Annotated in this window: 19 protein-coding genes and 1 pseudogene; 11 read left to right on the top strand and 9 right to left on the bottom strand. The window is 31.5% G+C overall.

From position 1 onward, the window contains the following. Window positions 1-37: 37 nt before the first annotated feature. Window positions 38-912 (bottom strand): annotated as a pseudogene (locus CPJCM30710_RS18265) (tyrosine-type recombinase/integrase). 612 nt (window positions 913-1524) lie between these two features. On the opposite strand from CPJCM30710_RS18265, the gene CPJCM30710_RS14025 reads away from it, so the two are divergent. After that, the gene (locus CPJCM30710_RS14025; RefSeq protein ID WP_212904799.1) at window positions 1525-2946 is read left to right on the top strand and encodes an LAGLIDADG family homing endonuclease; all 1422 of its coding nucleotides are present in this window, start codon (window positions 1525-1527) and stop codon (window positions 2944-2946) included. 20 nt (window positions 2947-2966) lie between these two features. On the opposite strand, the gene CPJCM30710_RS14020 is transcribed toward CPJCM30710_RS14025, so the two are convergent. The 5 genes from CPJCM30710_RS14020 to CPJCM30710_RS14000 all read right to left on the bottom strand — a co-directional run bounded on the left by CPJCM30710_RS14020 (window position 2967) and on the right by CPJCM30710_RS14000 (window position 6287). After that, complete coding sequence (locus CPJCM30710_RS14020; protein WP_212904798.1) at window positions 2967-3566, bottom strand: recombinase family protein; 600 nt, start codon at window positions 3564-3566, stop codon at window positions 2967-2969. Between the two features lie 246 nt (window positions 3567-3812). Beyond that, window positions 3813-4070 carry a hypothetical protein gene (locus CPJCM30710_RS14015; protein ID WP_212904797.1) on the bottom strand — a complete coding sequence of 86 codons (258 nt, stop codon included), beginning with the start codon at window positions 4068-4070 and terminating at the stop codon, window positions 3813-3815. Window positions 4071-4293: 223 nt separating this feature from the next. Continuing rightward, window positions 4294-4443, bottom strand: a complete 150-nt coding sequence (locus CPJCM30710_RS14010) for an NINE protein (protein ID WP_212904802.1) — start codon at window positions 4441-4443, stop codon at window positions 4294-4296. Between the two features lie 42 nt (window positions 4444-4485). Next, a complete protein-coding gene (locus CPJCM30710_RS14005) occupies window positions 4486-5271 on the bottom strand; it encodes a DUF4839 domain-containing protein (RefSeq protein WP_212904796.1) in 786 nt (261 codons plus the stop codon). A 263-nt stretch (window positions 5272-5534) separates the two neighbouring features. After that, window positions 5535-6287 carry a hypothetical protein gene (locus tag CPJCM30710_RS14000; RefSeq protein ID WP_212904795.1) on the bottom strand — a complete coding sequence of 251 codons (753 nt, stop codon included), beginning with the start codon at window positions 6285-6287 and terminating at the stop codon, window positions 5535-5537. Window positions 6288-6985: 698 nt separating this feature from the next. On the opposite strand from CPJCM30710_RS14000, the gene CPJCM30710_RS13995 reads away from it, so the two are divergent. From CPJCM30710_RS13995 to CPJCM30710_RS13970, 6 genes are all read left to right on the top strand, one after another. Beyond that, a complete protein-coding gene (locus CPJCM30710_RS13995) occupies window positions 6986-7162 on the top strand; it encodes a hypothetical protein (protein ID WP_212904794.1) in 177 nt (58 codons plus the stop codon). 81 nt (window positions 7163-7243) lie between these two features. Continuing rightward, window positions 7244-7507 carry a hypothetical protein gene (locus CPJCM30710_RS13990; protein ID WP_212904793.1) on the top strand — a complete coding sequence of 88 codons (264 nt, stop codon included), beginning with the start codon at window positions 7244-7246 and terminating at the stop codon, window positions 7505-7507. Further along, complete coding sequence (locus CPJCM30710_RS13985) at window positions 7500-8321, top strand: BRO family protein (RefSeq protein WP_212904792.1); 822 nt, start codon at window positions 7500-7502, stop codon at window positions 8319-8321. Before CPJCM30710_RS13990 ends, CPJCM30710_RS13985 begins: the two co-directional genes overlap by 8 nt. Before the next feature lie 135 nt (window positions 8322-8456). Next, entirely contained in the window at window positions 8457-9008 is a 552-nt protein-coding gene (locus tag CPJCM30710_RS13980) for a hypothetical protein (RefSeq protein WP_212904791.1), read from the top strand. A gap of 959 nt (window positions 9009-9967) precedes the next feature. After that, a complete protein-coding gene (locus CPJCM30710_RS13975; protein WP_212904790.1) occupies window positions 9968-10816 on the top strand; it encodes an abortive infection system antitoxin AbiGi family protein in 849 nt (282 codons plus the stop codon). Window positions 10817-10820: 4 nt separating this feature from the next. Beyond that, window positions 10821-12017: an abortive infection system toxin AbiGii family protein gene (locus CPJCM30710_RS13970; protein ID WP_246503548.1), complete on the top strand. Its 1197-nt coding sequence runs from the start codon at window positions 10821-10823 to the stop codon at window positions 12015-12017. 288 nt (window positions 12018-12305) lie between these two features. Here CPJCM30710_RS13970 and CPJCM30710_RS13965 read toward each other — a convergent pair whose 3' ends face one another. After that, complete coding sequence (locus CPJCM30710_RS13965; protein WP_212904788.1) at window positions 12306-12893, bottom strand: tyrosine-type recombinase/integrase; 588 nt, start codon at window positions 12891-12893, stop codon at window positions 12306-12308. Between the two features lie 56 nt (window positions 12894-12949). Further along, window positions 12950-13294, bottom strand: coding sequence for a site-specific integrase (locus tag CPJCM30710_RS13960; protein ID WP_212904787.1), 345 nt, complete (start codon window positions 13292-13294; stop codon window positions 12950-12952). Window positions 13295-13784: 490 nt separating this feature from the next. Here CPJCM30710_RS13960 and tnpB point away from each other — a divergent pair, with 490 nt between their 5' ends. Continuing rightward, on the top strand, window positions 13785-14903 hold the full coding sequence (tnpB, locus tag CPJCM30710_RS13955) for an IS200/IS605 family element RNA-guided endonuclease TnpB (protein WP_212904786.1): 1119 nt from the start codon (window positions 13785-13787) through the stop codon (window positions 14901-14903). A 709-nt stretch (window positions 14904-15612) separates the two neighbouring features. Then, window positions 15613-16584, top strand: coding sequence for a sulfite exporter TauE/SafE family protein (locus CPJCM30710_RS13950; RefSeq protein ID WP_212904785.1), 972 nt, complete (start codon window positions 15613-15615; stop codon window positions 16582-16584). Between the two features lie 629 nt (window positions 16585-17213). Here the strand turns inward: CPJCM30710_RS13950 and CPJCM30710_RS13945 are convergent. Further along, a complete protein-coding gene (locus CPJCM30710_RS13945) occupies window positions 17214-17840 on the bottom strand; it encodes an HAD family hydrolase (protein ID WP_212904784.1) in 627 nt (208 codons plus the stop codon). Between the two features lie 586 nt (window positions 17841-18426). Between CPJCM30710_RS13945 and CPJCM30710_RS13940 the strand changes: the two genes are divergently transcribed. Beyond that, entirely contained in the window at window positions 18427-19290 is an 864-nt protein-coding gene (locus tag CPJCM30710_RS13940) for an NAD(P)-dependent oxidoreductase (protein WP_212904783.1), read from the top strand. Window positions 19291-19476: 186 nt separating this feature from the next. Continuing rightward, window positions 19477-20271, top strand: a complete 795-nt coding sequence (hisJ, locus tag CPJCM30710_RS13935) for a histidinol-phosphatase HisJ (RefSeq protein ID WP_212904782.1) — start codon at window positions 19477-19479, stop codon at window positions 20269-20271. Window positions 20272-20688: the final 417 nt, after the last annotated feature.

Here is a 20688-nt window from a genome sequence, read left to right as displayed (position 1 = left end):
CAGCAGTCTGAAAAGAGCCTATAAAGGCTCTTTTATATTATAGGAAATTATCTAGTACATTGGCTTTGCTATGGAGTTTACTAATAGAACTAGTATCTAACTGAATATACTTCCTAGTAGTGCCTATCTCGGTATGTCCCATAATCTTCTGAAGTGTGAAAACATCTCCACCATTTTTAACAAAGTTAGTAGCGAAAGTATGGCGGAAAGTATGGGGGCTACACTGAGCTTTGATGTCAGCTTGTTTGCCTAGTCTGTAGAATCTATATCTGATAGCTTCATAGGGAAGTTGTTCACCAAAAGTATTAAGGAATACATAATCGCTATTATAGTCTTTAGATACCGTTACAAGAGCTTTGAGAAGCTTCGTAGTGGGAGGAATCTAGATGCTCTGGTCTTCGCTATTTCGGCTCTGACGGTTATTATTCCAGTCTTTAAATTAACATCATCTATTTTTAGATTTAGAAGCTCGTTTATTCGTATTCCTGTATCTAGTATTAGAACCATGACAGTATAATCCCTCAGACCTACAAAAGTATTTAAATTACATAATTTTAAAAGTGATTTAACTTCAGAAGCGGAAAGTGGATGAACAGTATCTATAGGAGTTTTTAGTAGTTTAATTTTAGAATGAATATTGATGATATAGTCTTCTTTATTTAACCACCTTAAAAAGGCTCGGATAGTTCTTAATCTAATGTTAATAGTATTGTTTGATAGTCCTTTTTGCAATTTCATGTAGGCTATATATTCATTGAAGTATTCAGCTTTTAACTCTACGGACTGAGGGAGTCCGAGTGTATCTAATAGATATTTCATCAAGTAGTTAAAGTGAGTATTATAGTCCTTTAAACTCCTTGCAGATAGACCTTCAAGAGTTTTTTTGTTAATGAACTTTTGATACAATTCCATAAGATTTTCTAGAGTGAATTTAGCTTCGGTTTTAATGTCACACGGACTAAAGTTTTCCTTTAGACTTAAAGCTATTTTCTTTCTAACCATTGATATTACTCCCTTCACAGTGATTTTATTAAAATCAAAAGAGAGCCAATGTACCACACGGACTATAAACATACAAAACAAAAAGGACTCTAAGCACTAAAGTACCTAAAGTCTTTGACACAACTTGTTTGGTGCCGAAGGCGGGAGTCGAACCCGCACGAGTGTTAGCTCGGCGGATTTTGAGTCCGCTGCGTTAATCTATGTTATTCAAACGTAGTGTTTAAGCGGTTTTGTTATAATTTATATTGTTTAGCAACGTCGGACTAAGTGCTTATGCACATTAACTTATTTTGGCAAATCTGCCGTTGTAATTTTATTATACTGCTAAAATGAAAAGATGCCAATGAAAAAGTGATGCTGTCCTAAAAAGAGATTGGCACGTACTAGAAACTTTCTGAGTAGTTACGTTCAAGAAATGTTATCCAATTAGTGTTATAATTTGAAGTAGATATAATGGATCATAATATAAACAACAAATTGAGTGAAACTTTCATATTAAATATTTTAATCAGGAGAGAGTAAATGAAAGAAAATATGATACCTATATGCCATACATTGACAAAGGAAAAACTAGCCCATTTAAGGAAGACCCATGAAATTAAGGAAATTGCAACGATGTATGATTGTAGTAGTACGTATGTTGTAAAACTTATAAACGAATATAAGCTAGAAAAGAAGATAGGGTGGTTGCAGAAGAAATATCCATATGAAGTTATAAAATACTATTACGCTGACTTAGAAATGTGTGCTAGAGAGATCGCACAAGAACTTGGCGAAAAACAAAAGAGAATTGCTTATTTAATCACTACCTATAATTTAGGAAGAGATACTTCTACAGCAAATTATCTTAGAAATAGTAAGCATTCTTCGGTTAATGTAGATTTTTTTAAATATGAAAGTAAGGAGTTTTGGTATATTGTTGGAATACTATTAACTGATGGATGTATAAAGGATAATGGAACTATAACTTTGGGGCTGTCTAATAAAGAGACAATAGATTGGATAGTACGTACTATCGACTACAAAAATAAAATTTATGTAATTAAACCTAATAGTAAAGGAAATGGGATTGTAAAAGGAAGAGCGGTGAAACAGAAGAGCATACACTATGAAATTGCCTTTCGTAATCATGAAGTAGCTAAGATTCTTCAAAATTATGGCCTTGTGCCACGGAAAACTAAAATTCTAAGATCTCCATATGTTCCAGACAAATTTTTAGGTGATTTCCTTAGGGGAGTTCTTGACGGGGATGGAACAATACCCGTGTGGGAAATAAAAAGATTATATGGAGGAATAATTTCGCATAACGGTAATTTTACTGTCTCTGTTGCATCAAAGGACTTTGCATATGGTATCAAAGAATGTGTAGAAAGGTTAATAGGTGGTGATAGAAAAGTGCACGAAAAGGAAGTAAAGGGTTATAGTACAATGTATTACTATAGTATAACCCTTAAAGAAGATTTAATTGCACTTGCTGATAAAATTTATAAAGATGAGCTATTTACTATGGGATATAAGAGAGAGAACTTTAGAATTTTACAAAATGAAGGGATAATTCTACGAGTCTATAAATCTTCAATTAGTGAAGGTGATGTTACTTTTGAACAAGTAGATTATTTATATAATTTCAAGAGATATACGGTTAAACAGTTAGCTGAACATTTCGGTAAATCCCATACTTGTATGCTTGACATAATGGAAAGTCTAAACATAAAGCGTAGGAAAAAGGGATCTTGGCGTACGAGAGAAGATTATCTTATAGACTTTACTTCAAAAGAAGAGCTGATTGAACTATATGTTGAACAGAAATTGTCTGTACCAAAGATTATAGAATTAATAAATAAGAAAAATAACAAAAACTTTAAAGTATCAGCACTATACTTTTGGCTTAATAAGTTAGAAATTTTGCCAGAGTTTAATGAGTATCATAAGAAAAGGAAGTGACTTAAAAATAAAAAGAAGGTCTATTTTAAAACTTCTACTTTCCTATTTCTAACCTCTCTAATCAATGTACTTTTACTTATATTAGTTATATCAGCCACTTCATTATAACTATGCTTTCCACCGTTAACAGATAGCATACTTAAAGCATGATCCAGTTGTTTTCTAGTATAGCTTTTTGGTCTACCTTCTTTAAATCCTGCTTTAGTCTTTGCTATTGCTTTTCCAGTTTGAGTACGCTCTATAATTGTATTTCTCTCCATTTCTGCTACTGCTAAAAGAGTAGTTAAAAAGAATTTACCCATAGAAGTGTTTTCTAGTAATCCAACGTTTAAAACGTGAACCGCTACACCTTTATCAAATAGCTTTTGCACTGTATCTATTCCCTCTACAGTGTTTCTAGCAAGTCTATCTAGCTTGGATACCACTAGAGTGTCCCCCTGCTCTAAATCGCTTAAAATTGATTTTAGCACTGGTCTATCCGTTGTTGTTCCAGTAAATTGTTCTTTGTAAATTACTGCATTAGCGTATTTCTCCAATATGGTATTTTCTTGTTGCTCCAAACTATTGTTATCTAATTGCCCCTTGCTACTAACTCTACAATAGCCTATTATTTTACCCATTTTTGTTCCTCCTTTTTTGAATACAAGTTTTGACACTGTTCTATGCCTTGATTATACGTCATCAATTTACTGGTGTCAATACTATAAAGTTACGACACGAATTCAAGAAAAACAAAAAAAGGCATTACTGCCTTTTCAATTAATACACAATATACGAAATATACGACAGACCCGAATGTAAAATTATGTTGAACCAACCCTACAAATTGGAATTTGTAGAGTTGATTGTTTTTCCACAAGAATCAATTACTTCTCTTCAGTGTATCTTTCTAGCCGCAAAAGTTCCTTAACCTCGCTAAGGCGTAAATCCCAATACTTTTGCATAAGGTAAATGATTTTCTTTTCTTCAACTTCAGCTTCACAGAGAGCCGCAATTGCCTTTTCAATTCCGATGACTCTTTCTTGAAATGCAGCTTCATCTAGCCTTGCATTCTTATTTTCTCTTATGCGTTCCAACAATTCACTACCAAATCCCGAAAGGGAATCTCTAATAGAACGTGCCATATTTATTCCCCCCTAAATTCCTACCTATAATTATATTTTTAACATTAATCATCAAACATTGGTGTATCTCTGTTTTTGTTTATAGAGGAATCCCAGTATATTCTAATTGTGAAGTTTTATTTCACTCAAAAATTTTATGCATAGTTCGAATTTTTTCTAATACATTGCTCGTAACAAGTAGTATCTTATTAAGCTAAGTGTCAAAGATATTTTAATATCAATTTTAAGGATAATATGGGTTAGGCTTAAATAAAACTACACCTATCCCTAAAATCCCTCCTGTACAAAGATATAATATCCCGAAAAATATTCTACCTTCATAAAATTTATGTATTCCTAATACACCTAAAAACAAGCATAAGAAGAATGATATCCATTTATTTTTCGCAACTGTTACTCACCTCTTTAATCACATTTATCTCATTTTAATAGAAACTGGCTTGAGTTGAAAAAGACCGGAAGTCTCATTATATTCTCCAACCGTAGCAATTATATGGATATTAAGACCTACACCTAAAGTATCAGGAACACTATCTCCTGTGAGATGCAAATCAAAATAATTAACATCTCTAAATTGGAAAGAAGGTCCCGAGACACTAGTTTTATTATAGTCTCCAGTATGAATTAGATAGTCAAATCTTGTTTTATAATCTCCATGTTGATTCACAGCAGCGGTATTACCATCAAACTCAATTGTTTTTCCAGCATACTTCTTAGCAAATTCTTTAATAAGAGGATTAAACTCATCTTTTGTGCTAAGTATTTCTGCCAAATCTTTGCAATTATCTATTGTTAAGAGTTCTACTGTCGGTTTTTTTGCATTTGAATCAGCTTTTGCCACAGATTCTGCTGAACCCTCAGTATCTTTTCCTTTGAATGTGTGATACTTAATAATAACCTCTGCATCTGCAGATATCCATTCATCTGCAGAATAATTGACATCGCCGCCAACAGATACTTCTTCAACTTCTCCATCTTTTGTCATCAAACCTGTAATTAAATCTTCAAGTTTTTCTGTTTTGATGTTCTTGAATCCTTTTGATTTAAAGTCATCAACTACCTTATTATAATCTCTACCTTTTTGAATCTTTGAACCTGACGGCGTTTTTGCTTCACCTTCATGTTTGTTCGAATTGCCACCACATCCAACTAATGCCATAACCATAATACATGCCAAAAGAACACTAATTATTTTTTTCATTTTTGATTATCCTCCAATTAATATATTTATCTATTAGTCAATCTACTATAAAATAATTTCTATTTCAACATATATAATCATGACATAAAAACCCAATTAAATTTACAATCCCGACGTAAGTTCTTAATAATATTATACCATGATATACCTTTTGTACGCATATTCTCGTTTCAGTGCCAATACTTTTTAGGTTATGATACCGAGAGAATAATAAATAAGAGCAGATTTCTCCGCTCTTGATGATTCACATTATAACTCAATTATCAATATCCAATAACCTTAGATGATACTTCCTCTATAATTTCTGGAGAAATACAACTCATTTCCAGTAAATAGACATTGTTTAGTCTTGGATTGAATATCCCTAAACTTTTAATTGTCTGAAATTCTTCATGTATTGAATGGATTCCCATTAAATAATACATTAGTAATTGCAAAGTATGAGCATTGGTAGGTGCTTTATTTGAAACTTTAAAATCCCATAAAGTTGTTTCAGTTAGAAAATCACCATCACCGCTTGAAACTATATCTGTATAACCACCTGCAAATGTGAAGCCATCCTTAGTTACAGGTCCGTATTTTTCCATAAACTCCAAACTTCTTTTAATCATATTTCGGATATTAGAAATAGTATTAGAATCAGCCTCAATATCTTGAACAGGTTTATATCCAATCACTCCAGCTCTAAAGCAAACGTCATATCCTACTAATTTACATGCATTAGATATAGAACTATCATCTAAACCTTTTATACCTTTTAATAATTTTTTCGCATAATCATCTTCCTTAATTAAAGAAGCACCTAAAAGTGAAATTCTAAAAGCTTCATCTATTGGTGTCCCCGCAGTATATCTTGTCATATAATCCACTACCAACCCTATTAAACTGCTATGAATATTTTCATCCGAATATAAATCAACACCATCTTCAAGACTTATAATCGTAAATTCTTTCGGCTTTATATATCCTCCTCTTGGTTGTTTTATTTCTTTTATTCTTTGTGTAACAGAAGCCATATAATATCCCCCTTCATTCCATATATTACCTAAAATTATACTCGTTTTAGAGTTAAGTTGCACTTATTAAAATTTTACACAACCTCACCTCTACAGCTTGTACAACTTGATTATTTCCAACAAAAATGATGATTATTCAACTTTTTATTATAAAATAGATATTTTATATAATCCCTTATCTACCTACAGCTTCCATATCAATCACAATATATCCATTCTATTCCCAATCATCTTGTTGTACACCCCCTTGGAGGAAGTAAAGCAACTTAGCTCAAAAGGGGAAGCACCGCTCATCTCGTACCTTGAAGCCACCCTCTTGCAAGAAACACCTCTACCCAATATTCTGTATACGCTTGGTGTAAAACAGAAATAAGCGTGGGAACTCAAATATAGCACATAATCAATAATAATTATTCATTACTATAATCTAGGTCATTACTCAATATGCGAGCAACTAGCAGTACCGCTTGCTCTAGCTTTAAGTATGTCATATTGTGACATGCCACCCTGGTGTGCAAATTTGAATTTATAGAATCTCCAAATTGGATTTTCACTATAGAAATTTTTTTGAAAACACGAGGGGGATAAGGGTGGGTGTCGTAATCTGTCGAACGATTTTTGGGGTGAAGGGGGTTAATTACCCCCCTCTGAATCGCTTATGGATGAGAGAAATACTTTTTAGAAAGGAGGAGAACTAGATGAATACCCTACAAAAGAAAGAATTGGCATTTACTAGAATCATTGAAGCACTAAGGATTAATATAAATTCGCTCTATGATCTAGCAGATGCAAATGACATTGATGATGCGCGATTATTATGTGAGCAACTCGATGATAAAGTATCTTCAATCTATTATCAACTTAATATTAAGTAACTTAGCCATTTGGGTCTATACACCAGATAGTTTTATTATTTTCTAAAATTAATGAATATAAGAGTAAAGGAAGAAATTAGTATGTTAGTTTTTAGCAAAGAAAAGAAAGGTATTATAATTGATTTTTCAGAGGAAAGCAACGAGTATGCTGTTGGAGTAAAAAGAGCGGGCAATCTTGGGCTTGCTGGTATAAGTTTCACTGATGTTTCCGAGGGTTCTGAAGAGCAAGAAATTAAAAAAATGGTATTGATATTTGACGATATTAACCAGGTTAAATTCATAAGAAGAATGTTGCAATCTGTAATGGAAGTTTTAGAGGAACAAAGGAGTGGTAGAAATGAATAATTTGCAAGCATTTAATAGCAGTGAATTTGGACAAGTAAGAGTAGTGATGGTGGGAGAGAAGCCTTACGCAGTAGCATCTGACGTAGCAAGAGCTTTAGGTTATAGTAATCCAAGGGATGCGATATCAAGACATTGTAGGTATGTCGTGAAACACGACACAGTTACTACACAAGGAAATAAAACAAGTATAGCAATAATCCCTGAAGGAGACATCTACAGACTTATAGTAAAATCAAAGCTTTCGGCCGCAGTAAAGTTTGAATCTTGGGTATTTGATGAGGTGCTTCCTAGCATTAGAAAAACTGGAGGCTATGTAAATAACGAAGATCTGTTCATAAAAACTTATTTACCTAATGCAGATGAGGCAACAAAAGGATTGTTCAAAGTTACTTTAGAAAGTGTTAGAAACTTAAATAAGCAAATAGAAGTAATGAAACCTATAGTTGAATACTGTGAAAAAGTTATTGCTCCTGGAAAGCTAGTGCGTACAAGAACAATAGCAAAGGATCTTGGTTTTAGAAGCGACAGAGGGTTATATGAAGTTCTAAAAGAAACTAAAGTCATATATAAGAAAGACGGTGTTTACCAACCATATGCTAACTATGCCTTCTTAGTTACAGATGGTTATGCTGACTACACAATCAATAAATATGGACAAACATTTAAATGGACAGAAAAAGGCAGAAAGTGGTTAATTAATTTTCTTAAAATGAAAGGCGTAATTTCGCCAACCACATTAACAAAAGTAGTTCTATCACAGAAGGATCTAAGTGAGTACTATAGATTAATCTGGGATAGTTTGTCCTTAAACTAAAGAGGGAACACATATAGCCTTTTATTTATGCAGACTTGTAAGGTTATCTTTAGAAGAACAATATTCGGATACCTACGGTCTGCATTATTACTACTTATGATAAAGAAACAACAGTAAGGATGTGACACAAAAGATATGGATACAGCAATAAAGTACTCAGAAGATGGCAGCACACGTTATGTAACTAATATAGAAAGTGGTGAAATTCTACACGAACATAAGAAACAAGAGGTATGGGTTCAGGATGGAGAGCAAGTCTATGTTCATAAACCTAAAAAAGCTAAGGCAAGAAAGAAAACCATACATTTTATCAAACTTCACCGGATTAACTGGCGTGGCATAATAAGGAACAACTTGCTTACAACGCCAGAGTTAGCGTTACTTACATCACTTTTAGCCTTTTTAGATTGGGAATCAAATTATATTATTGATGATGAAACGAAGCAGCCGTTTAACGAATCAAGTCTAGCGAAAGCAATTCACTGTGATAGAAGGAACTTGCACACACTATTGAAGAGCCTAGAACGTAAAGGCTTTCTTTTAATTGAGAAACAAGGGCGGGGAAAGCCAAACAGATTTTTATTAAATCCTAACATCGCAGTATTTGGAGAGTGCGTTAAAGATGCAACAGAACATGATAAATTTAATGACGTTGAATATCGACCAAAATCACCGATTAAACCATAATGGCAGCGTAAAGGGGACACATATATTAATTAACAATTTTAAACTAAATTTAACGCTATGAACGAATGAGATTACTACTACATCCTTCTAGTTAAATTTAATAATTATAAAGAGATATTAGTTTGTTTTAAACGAGCGTAGCGAGTTTAGCAGACACTTGCGAAGCAAGTGGATGCACTAAAGCGGATAAATGTATATAACGCCTTAACTGTTGTAATCAATACTACATTTTTCTAGTTATAAAGTGAGAACGTACTATCAAAGAATAAGAAGTAAACTAAGACTAAAAAGTCGTGTATGCATTGATATTACATGCTTAGAACCTATTTTCAGCATGCGTGTGTAAACACCAAGTGTAGGCGGATACATACACATGTTAAATAATAAGGAGAAATTTAATAAATGAATGATTGAAAATAATAAATATTAGAGAATTTGATAAAGGGTCAATTACTGTATATAGTAGTTTTGATGAGTCTCTATTTTTAGCCAAAGAAGTTGCTGGATGGTTTGGACATAGTAATCCTAGGATGATGCTACAATCAATTGATAGCGATGAAAAGGTAGTAAACGATATTTAGTTGAGGCGTAGTTCCTTACGCAATACGATTTATATGGAGTTCTAATGGAAAGTGGAAAGTAAATATAGCAAAGGAATTTAAAAGACATGTTAGAGCATGGTAAAAGGTATTCGTAAGTATGGCATCGTAGTAACTCAAGAACGTCTAAACGAAATCAGCGACAATCCCGAGGCGTTAAAGCGATTACTTGACACATTATGAAGGATATTAAGTGTCTTTTAATTAGATCTATTAAATAATAATGTTGATGTAGCTATATGTAAGTATGTGGTATAATTTTGATAGGAGTTATTTTATCTGTATAACTTAGAATATAATAAATATTTATAGTCTCAACTTATAATGAATAATTATAAATTAGTGTGGAAGGAATTTTAAATGCAAAATGTAGTGGAAGATGAGATAATTTCAATTCAATTATCAGAAAAACCAGAAATCAGAATGGGGGGGAATGTATATATTCCTCCAGTACAAAGTGCCAATGTACTATTTAGATTTTTTACTAAAATTGATTATCTGAAGGATGTAATTAGATATAAAGCAATGGTCCCTCGTTACTATGAAGAAATGATAGCTTATCTTAAGCTTGAAGAGTGCAAAAAAATTGCTTTCCCAATGTGTTGTTTTTGTGATATACATTTGAATAAATTAGTATCGCACATGGAGTTCTATGGTTATTATGGTATAGGGCTAAATAAAGAATGGGGAATAAATCGAGGAATACAGCCCATTCAATACATCAATCCAAATTCAAACTTAATAAATGATTATAGAGTTGTTTTTTCAAAAGCACTTCAAGCTAATGATAATGATAGAATAATTATAGATGATTACAGCAACTATTTATTAACAAGTTTATTGTTTATGAAACCATTGGAAGGACAAATGTTCAGAAATGGAAAATATGAAAACCGAAATTTCCATGATGAAAAAGAATGGAGGTATATACCAGATATAAGCAGAACTCAAACTGATTTACCATTAACAATTCCTTTAGAGTACATGAATCCAAAAGCATATAAAGCATATTCAGATGGAATTGTACAATGCCAAGATTTATGGCTAAAATTTGAATACGAAAATATTAAGTATTTGATAGTGAAAGATAATAATGACCGACTAGAACTTATAAAGCTTATCAGAGATCAGATTGAAACAACAGAGAATGAAAAACTTATTTTAATTTCTAAAATATTAGTATTTAATGAGCTAAAGGGAGATTGGTAGAGTGATGTTTTCAAATTTTCAAAAAGCATTTTTAAAGAAAAGTGAAATTAATGAATTAATTCCTAAAGAGATTGTAAAATCACTGGGTGAAAAACTTCCTGAAGGATTTGAATATAAATGTATTGGTCATGATACATGTGGAATTGCACCAACTTCTTTACAGCTAAACATTGGAATGAGTATTGAAATTCCAGATGATTTGTTTAAAGAATTTAAACCATCAACTATGCACGAATTAATGGAATTTATTTATAGAACTCAACGTCAATTAAAGGTGGTCCCTGATGAAGAAGGTTGCATATTGCTTAATGGAATAAAATTTAAAATAGAAGATATGATTAAGTTTCCTTTAGAGGATAAAATAATGGTTGGCACAGAATTATATATTCGCCCAGAACCTTTTCAACCGCCATTTAAAGTACGAATAGAGGGGGAAGGTATAACTAAACATATTTCATTTCAAAGACAACCATATGCAGATATGCATAAAAGCTACTTCAAGAATGTAGATGATAGTGTATTGCAAATTTCATATATATTAGATGAAAAAAATAACACAATAAAATTTATATTTAACATAGACATAGAAAAATCTAAAAATGCGAAAGAAATAATTGAAGGTTTAAAATTATATCAATCTTGTTTAAAAGGAGAAGTAAAAATTGCAGGAATTAACCTTGCAAAGTTTATTGATGAAGATAAGGCAATTGAAAAAACAATTGAATTTTGGAATAGAATTTGTCAACTAGAAAGAAAATTAGATGTTGAATTTTTATTAGACTTTCCAATTAAAATAGATGATATTACCTGGATAGAAAAATTGTATAGATCATTTGTAGAAGAAAAACCATATAAACAATATGTAAATGTAGACAAGATTACAATTAGGAAAATAGATAAGTATAATAAAGAAGAATTAACAACCAGCAGTGATTTAATGTTTTATTTTGTTCAAAACTCTGAACTTGAAATATGGGGCGTAAAAATTAATATGTATGATGGTGTTGGACTATTTGGTTTCAAAGTATCAGATATAGTATTAACTAACAAAGAGATGGCGGAGTATGAGTTATTGTTAAAGTCTACAACTGATAGTGGAATTTATCAATCAATTCGTCATTTTGCAAAAAAAGAAGAAGCTGAAAAATATAAGAGCTGTATAAAAGATTTAGAAAATGGAAAGTTAATCAGTATAGACTAAAAAAATATGAATTTAAATAAACGATTGGGCCTATTAGGCAATTATTTATTTTATACTGTTGTACCATCAATTTTATCTATCATGATATAATTGTTTAAAATCTATCTTTTCCTTAATAGTAGGTTTGCATACAAAAAGTGATTAAAAGAAAAAAAGGGCGTTCCATGTGTGGACGTCCTTCATTTTTACTTATTATTATGATTGTCAGATTATATAAAAGGTTAAAGTTCCTAAAGTCGTAATATATCTAAGCTAGGCGTACTATAAGAATTGGGTATTAGCATAAATCTATTTCAGCTTTCGTACCCTAGTCCTAGTAGATGGTCCGCCTTTAATTAATTTATTAAGTGGTGACGCAGTTTTATGTGTTTCAGTTAAGTCTTTACCAGTAAGATTAAGGTATCTTTTTGTCATGCTTAAATCAGTGTGTCCTAGCGTCTTTTGAAGTGTAAAAACATTGCCACCATTACGTAGATATAATAAAGCAAAAGCGTGTCGTAAATCATAGGGGCGAATTTTAACGCCTAGGATGGTGGAGTATTTATCTAGTCGTCCCCTTAAACTATCATGGGTCATTCTTGTACCTTCGAATGAACAAAATAGTGGAATATCATTCGACCATTCATTAGGGCGTACTTTAATTAACTTCTCAATTGCATTTATAGTAGGGGGCAATAGTGGTAAAGTTCTAGACGTTCTTGTCTTTGCTATTTTAGCTGGTATTGTTGTGACTCTGTATTTTAAATCAAAGTCATTTGGCAATAAAGATAGAGCTTCTGATGGTCTAGCTCCTGTATCTAGTATAAAAAGGATCAATGTGTAATCACGTAGTCCACTATATGTTTTTTTGTCTGGAAGAGCTAAAAGTTTTGTCAAAATATCTTCAGGTAGTTCTACTACTCTTGGTTCTGCCTTACGTTTCTTGAATTTAGTTAATGGGTTACTTTTAATATGATCCTCTTCAAGCGCATATTGAAGAAAGCTTTTAGATATGTTAGTCGTAAATTGAAGGTGGCAGGTTTGACATCTTGGGATAGATATTCAAATAAATCACTTTTTAATTTTTCTTCATTAACTTTATTTGTTTCAGCCCAAGCGTTTGGATGACACTTAAAGAAATGATTTACCTGTTTGGTATAGTCTTGTATAGTGCGGTCACTTAAACCTTGAACACGCTTATAATACAAAAAGCTTTCTAGTATTCCCATCCATGTAGGGCGTAAAAAAGTTTCAGAATGTTGGGATGCTGATAGGGTGGTAATTCTTTTTTTACTCATGTTTAAACCTCCTCGTAACCGCTTAAGCTCCGAGTCCGTCGTGTCTATTTTGACGTTTTTAGCCTCGTCGGACTACGTAAAAATAGACATAAAAAAAGCAGTTTCAAAACGTATCTAAAACGTCTTAAAACCGCTTAATGGTACCGAAGACGGGAGTCGAACCCGCACGAGTGTTAGCTCGGCGGATTTTGAGTCCGCTGTAGTAATATATATTCTTGTAGGATAGACTGAAGACACTATTACAGGAACTTTAGCTGAGCTCTACGTTGTAAGACTTACTTTACGAATGTCACCTTTTATATTGTGAAAATCTATTCTCTTAAGTGAGTTAATAGCTTAATGCAAATAAAAAGGCTAATACTATATTAAAAAGCAATTATGGAAAGAATATTTTTAGAGTAGAAGCTATTGCTTAGTAGCAACTTCTGGTGTTTGTATAAATGTGGTTAAAAAATATATAGAAAGTTAAGCTATAAAGTGAGGCGGTTGGGTGTTAAGGGCTTACAAATTTAGATTATATCCAAATGAAGAGCAAAGGATTATTATAGGTAAAACCTTTGGTTGTGTTAGATTTGTTTATAATAAAATGTTAGTTGAAAGAAAAGAAATTTATGAGTTATATAAAGATAATAAAGAAGAATTGAAAAATAAAAAATTACCAACACCAGCAAAGTATAAAAAAGAATTTCAATGGCTTAAGGAAGTAGATAGCTTATCATTAGCTAATGCACAAATGAATTTACATAAGGCTTACAAGAATTTTTTTAGAAAAATTAAGAATGGTGAAAAAGAAGTAGCTTTACCTAGATTCAAAAGTAAGAGAAACCCTATAAAATCATATACTACAAACAATGTAAATAATAATATTGCAGTAGATAGAAATAAAATTAAATTACCTAAGATAGGATATATAAAATGTAAATTTCATAGACATTTTGAAGGTATTATTAAATCAGTTACAGTATCTAAAGTTGCTAGTGGTAAGTATTATGTATCTATTTTAGTTGATACAAAAATCATCTCTCTGCCAGGAGTAGAAAAAGCTGTAGGTATTGATTTAGGCTTAAAAGATTTTGCAATAACATCAGATGGTGAAGTGTTTAAAAATCCTAAGTTTCTAAGAAGATTAGAATATAAGTTAATTAAAGCACAAAAAGGCTTATCAAGAAAAAAGTTAGGCTCTAAAAGATGGTATAAGCAAAAACTTATAATAAGTAAAATTCATGAACAAATAGCTAATGCTAAAAAAGATTATTTACATAAGTTATCAACTAAACTTATAAACGATAACCAAGTGATATGTTTAGAGGATTTACAAGTGTTAAATATGCTTAAAAATCATAGACTAGCAAAGGCTATAAGTGAAGTAAGTTGGAGCAAATTCAGAATAATGTTAGAATATAAGGCTAAGTGGTATGGCAGAACAATATCAGTTATAGATAAAACTTTTGCAAGTAGTCAATTATGTTCTAACTGTGGCTATAAAAATAAAGATGTAAAGAATCTAGCGTTAAGGGAATGGCTATGTCCAAGGTGTGGAGTAAACCATGATAGGGATAAAAATGCTAGTATAAATATTCTCAAAGAAGGACTTAGATTATTAACTTAAAAGAATACAATTGAGGTAGGAATGACCTTATTAGCTCGGGTAAACTTGCTACAATGGTAGTATTGATCGAGAAGCCCACACTTCTAAAGCGGGGGTAGTTCACTGATAAAATCATAACACCATATATAGAAGATAATTCACCTATATCTAGTATGATTAAATCCCAAGCTAGATTCTATATACATAGGAATAATAGTTTGACAGAATTACAAAGTATTGTACAAGAAGCTAAAAAATTGAATTTAGTAGTTAAATTGAATTTTTTAGATAGTGAATTAGAAGAAATAAAGAAAAAAATAAGGAAACAATTTTCTATGGTATTTTTATTTCAGTATATGATAATGTAGAGCTTCCTTTAAGCTTTAGAAAAATTTTTAAGAAAACAAAAAAAGAGATTGTCTTAAAATACTTAAAACGACCTGGCGTAGAGGATAAAATTAATAAGAAGCCAAACCAATTATCAAAGGGACAACAACAAAGAGTGTTATTGCTAGAGCATATGGCATTCTTTATCTAAATAATACATAATTTTACGATTTTTATACTTTTCTCTAATCTCTATCACAAAGTTCGCTTATCAGCTATTTTTCTTATCTTGCGAACATATAATTTTATTTTCAATCCATATTTGTCTTTTTATTATATATTACTAGAAAATATATAGGAATAGTATAGTATAATATTTTTAAAATGATTGGAGTTGGTTAGTATGCATTTTCCCATTTCTGGCATTGATGTGTCCCCTATTATTCCGCCGTTAATATCATTAATAGTTTCATCATTGACTGCTTCAGCTGGAATATCAGGAGCTTTTTTGCTTCTTCCTTTTCAAGTTAGTGTACTTCATTTTACTAGTCCGTCTGTAAGTCCCACTAACTTACTTTATAACATTATTGCTATACCAGGAGGCTTATATCGATACATAAAAGAAAAACGTATGACTTGGGCATTGACTTTGATAGTTTCTTTAGGGACATTACCTGGAGTTTTTATTGGTGCATTGATAAGAATATATTATCTTCCAAATCCTAGAACTTTTAAGCTGTTTGTTGGTATTATACTTCTATATCTTGTTTATCTCCTTATTTCTGATATTATTGGACGGAACAAGAAGATTAAGCAAGGAAATATTTCATTGAATAAGAAATTCGCAAAACAGGCTACGTTAGGGAAGCAAAATTATTTAAAATGTTTCGTTACTAGATTACCAGAAGAAGCAGTAGTAGAAACAAAAAATATTTCGTTCTCAAAGATAGAATATGAGTTTTGGGGAGAAACATACTCCTTTAATCCTGTATCTGTATTTATATTAGCGTTAATAGTAGGAAATATTGGAGGTATTTATGGAATTGGTGGCGGAGCAATGATATCACCCTTCTGCGTATCAATTTTGAATCTGCCTATATATACTGTAGCAGGAGCGGCTTTAGCAAGTACATTTATAACCTCAATAGCTGGTGTGATATATTATCAAATTTTAGCTGTGACACCCTTTTCTGGACATGCATCTGTATCACCAGATTGGCTTCTAGGATTATTGTTTGGTTTAGGAGGATTGATTGGGACTTATTTAGGTGCCTACCTCCAAAAGTTCCTTCCAGAAAAAGTGGTTAAGATTCTTTTAGTATTTCTTATTTTATTGGTATCATCTTCTTATATTATTCAGTTTTTTACGACGTAAATTAATTGGTATTAAGTTTGTAGATCTTTTTTATATATTTTTGTGAAATTTGGGAATTTATTAGTAATAGACTCAAGTGCACTACAAGAGTTTAGTTAGTTAATAATTTTTATAATGGATTTTTAGTGGTAGTATGATTTACATTAGACTTTGTAGAAATGGATATATCTATGCAAGAATTGAGGTCGGAACGACCTTATTAGCTTGGGTAAACTTGCTACAATGGTAGTATTGACCGAGAAGCCCACACTTTTAAAGTGAGGGTAGTTCACTGAATGTAAATATAACAGAAGGAAGAAAGCATAGAAAAGAAGAAAATAAAAGTTGTATCGGATAATATTATCCAATAACTATAGAATTAGAAAGTCTATATTCTTTGCTTTTTATGGTAAAACAATATGCTAATAGATATATTAATTAAAAGAAATAGGGTGTATAAAGAAGTCTGTGCCTCAAAGTGGATATAATATAAAAAGATATCCAAAAGGAGACACAGACTTTTATTATTTTAAAAAAGAATTATTAAGAGAGTTTATAAGAAAAAATGATTTAACTACAGCTCAATAATTATATTAAGAATTATTGAGCTGTTTGCAAACACATTGCTAAGAATTAAGAACTTGTCCTACTTAAGCGAATGTATCTAGATAATAAGCACCCGGCAAGTTTTTTAAATCAACATTATTGTATCCTATAAAGTCTATTCCATTAAATATAGCTGCATCATAGTCATTTATTGAATCGCCTATTATTACAGTTTTTGACTTATCATAACCGTTAAGTTCAATAATTTTTTTTACTATATAATTTTTATGGGTAGGAGATCCATCTATAGATTTAAAACAATTGTCTATACCTAACTTTTTACATAAATAATTTAATTCTTCATGCTCTGACCCTGAAGCAATATGCAAACTTTTTATATCTTTATTTCTTCTTATAAATTCTACAATCTCCTCAATAAGGTATTGGGGATTGCTAAGTTCTTCCCTCATCATAGTAGTAAAATCTTCTGCATAGCTTTTTACCATATTATCATCTATATCCATATTTAATATTTGCTCATAAAAATATCTTATCTTATGAAATCTAGATAACCCACCATTTAAATTATGATACTTTACTAGTTCTTCTACTGCACTCTCATCAAATTTTGAAAATATATTTCTGAAACCGCTCTCTCTAATTGGCATAGAATCTATTATGACTCCATCAAAATCAAATATTATCGTATCGTACTTTTCAAAATTAAACATTATACCATCACAACCTTTACTATATTATATACTATGCCCCCCGAGATGCTGCAAAAGACTGAAAGGAAGCTAGCAGTTCTTGGTTATAATAATCTATTTTTAATATCCATTAGGATTGTTTAACTGCCATATCCATAAGTCTCTGCACATACCTTGAAGATTCTTTTCTACTTTCCAACCTAATTCCCTAAGAGATTTAGTTCTATCTGCATAGCGTGTAGCAATATCATCTACCCTACGATTGGTTAAAATACATGAAATCTTTTATCCTGCATCCTTTTTTCAGAAAATGACATAATACAAAATTTAGGTTAATTATACATAAATTACCTAAACAAATCAAGAAAGAACGTAAGAAAAAAGGGGGAAGAAAGGAAGAAAGCTAAAGTTAAAAAAGTAATTTTTTAATAAAATCAAAAAGTCACTTTTAGAAGGAATAACAATAACTAAGGTACTGATTAATGATATAATATTTATATATGAAACAAGAATGAAAGAAACATATTTCATAAGAATAGAAAATAATAAAATGACTTTTTAAGTAAGAAGCTAGGTGTTGTTATTATTTATGTAGGAGGAAAAGTAAATGAAGAAAATAGGTTTTATAGGTGTAGGTGTAATGGGGAAATCTATGGTACGAAACTTAATGAAAAATGGTTTTGAAGTGTCTATATATACACGTACGAAAAGCAAAGTATTGGATATAATTGAAGAAGGTGCACTTTGGTGTGATACTGTAGCAAATTGTTCTAAAAATAAGGATGCAATCATCACTATTGTAGGTTATCCGAAGGATGTGGAAGAAGTCTATTTTGGTGAAACCGGAATACTTGCAAATGCAAGCCAAGGTACTTATATAATCGATATGACAACTACAAGTCCTAAACAATCTATTCGAATTTATGAAGAAGCAAAAATAAAAAACATCTTCGCTCTGGATGCTCCAGTTTCAGGAGGAGATATAGGTGCAAAAAATGCAACTCTGTCCATTATGGTAGGTGGAGATAAGGATGCTTTTGATGCATGTAGAGATATTTTTTCTAGCCTAGGTACAAACATTATATATGAAGGTCCAGCGGGTTGTGGACAACATACAAAGATGGCTAATCAAATTGCGTTAGCTGGTGCTATTGCAGGTGTATGTGAAGCTATGAGTTATGCTAAAAGTGTAGGAATAGATGTACACACAATGCTGAACAGTATTAGCAAAGGTGCTGCAGGAAGTTGGCAGATGACGAATATGGCACCTCGTATATTAAATGGAGACTTTGATCCGGGATTTTTCATAAAGCATTATATTAAAGATATGAACATAGCTGCTAGTGAAGCTAGTGATGTGAATTTAGAATTAGATGTTCTGAATAATGTACTAGAAATGTATAAAAAACTTGAAGAAGAAGGCATGGGTGATCTTGGAACACAAGCGTTAATTAAATACTATGAAAAATAATTGGACATTATTAAGCAATTTATACTGAAATCAAAAGCAGCAATCTATCCAAAAAGGCAATGGGCTCCGTTTGAAGGTGCAAATCAACAAAATAGCATGAAAATCACAGGCTAAATCACATATTGCAACCTGTCCGTAAATAGAAGAAGCTTTTCATTAAATTTTTATATATAAAGGAGATAAATTATGAATAATCAGAGAATTGTAAGAGATGGGCACATTCATTCACCATATTGCCCTCATGGCACAGATGATTCCTTTGAACTTTATGTAGAAGAGGCTCTTAAGTTAGGATTGAAAGAAATAACTTTTACAGAGCATATGCCTTTACCAGGTAGTTTTATGGAACCAGAATTTCTAAAAACCTGTGCTCCAACACTAGATGTAATAGAAGAATATATTAAAGAACTAGATTATATAAAAGCTAAGTATAAGCAGAATATAAAAATAAATACTGGCTTTGAGGTAGATTATGTTGAAGGCTATGAGGAAAAAATTAAAGAGCTGTTAAATAGATATGGTGATAAGATAGAGGATAGTATATTGTCTGTACATTTTATCAAAGTAGAGGATAGATACTATTGTGTTGATGTAAGTCCTGAAGAATTTGGTAAGTTAGCAGAAAAATTAGGTGGTGTAGAAAAAGTTTATGACAGATATTATGAAACTCTGCTAAAAGCAGTAAAAGCTGATCTGGGAACTTTTAAACCTAAGCGTATAGGTCATCCTACCTTGGTTAGGATTTTTAATACAGAGTATCCTTTAGAATATACTAACATTACACTTTTAGAAGAAATTATAAAAGAAATAAAAATAAGAAATTATGAGGTGGACTTTAATACAGCAGGAATTAGAAAGCCATACTGTAAAGAAGTTTATCCATCTGGTATATTTGCAGAGTTAGTAGAGCGTTATGCAGTGAATGTAGTATATGGTTCTGATGCCCATACTGCATTAGACGTTGGGAAAGATTTTGTGTAACTATGTAAAGATATATAGTGGTATTCTTAAAAACTCACTAGGTATAGAATTAAAAAATTTCTATTTGGTGTATATGCCTTCAGAGAGGGCAAATTATTAGTGCTTTGAGGATAATAGGTGACGGTTATGTTAAGGAGGTTATCATTAAAAATAGGGGGAGTTTTTAATTGATACAGGATTTGGTGTAATAATACTTATCAATAATATAGTAGGGTCGAGAGTAAATTATAGAAAAGCTCTACTCTCAAAATAGGAGTTATCTATAGGTTTTAGTTTCGAGAATACAATTGCTAAGGGGCATAACCCTGATATTCCTTTATGAAATAAAAATAGAAGAAATAATAAAGAAATATATAACCCTACATTTTTACACCTTGGTAATTTATTGTGAAAGAATGTAAGTACGAGGAGATGTTA

It is taken from the genome of Clostridium polyendosporum, from assembly GCF_018332455.1.
In the GTDB taxonomy this organism is placed as follows: Bacteria; Bacillota; Clostridia; order Clostridiales; family Clostridiaceae; genus Clostridium_AY; species Clostridium_AY polyendosporum.
The sequence above is the reverse complement of the archived record's forward strand: the minus strand, read 5'-3'. Positions and strand labels throughout refer to the sequence as shown.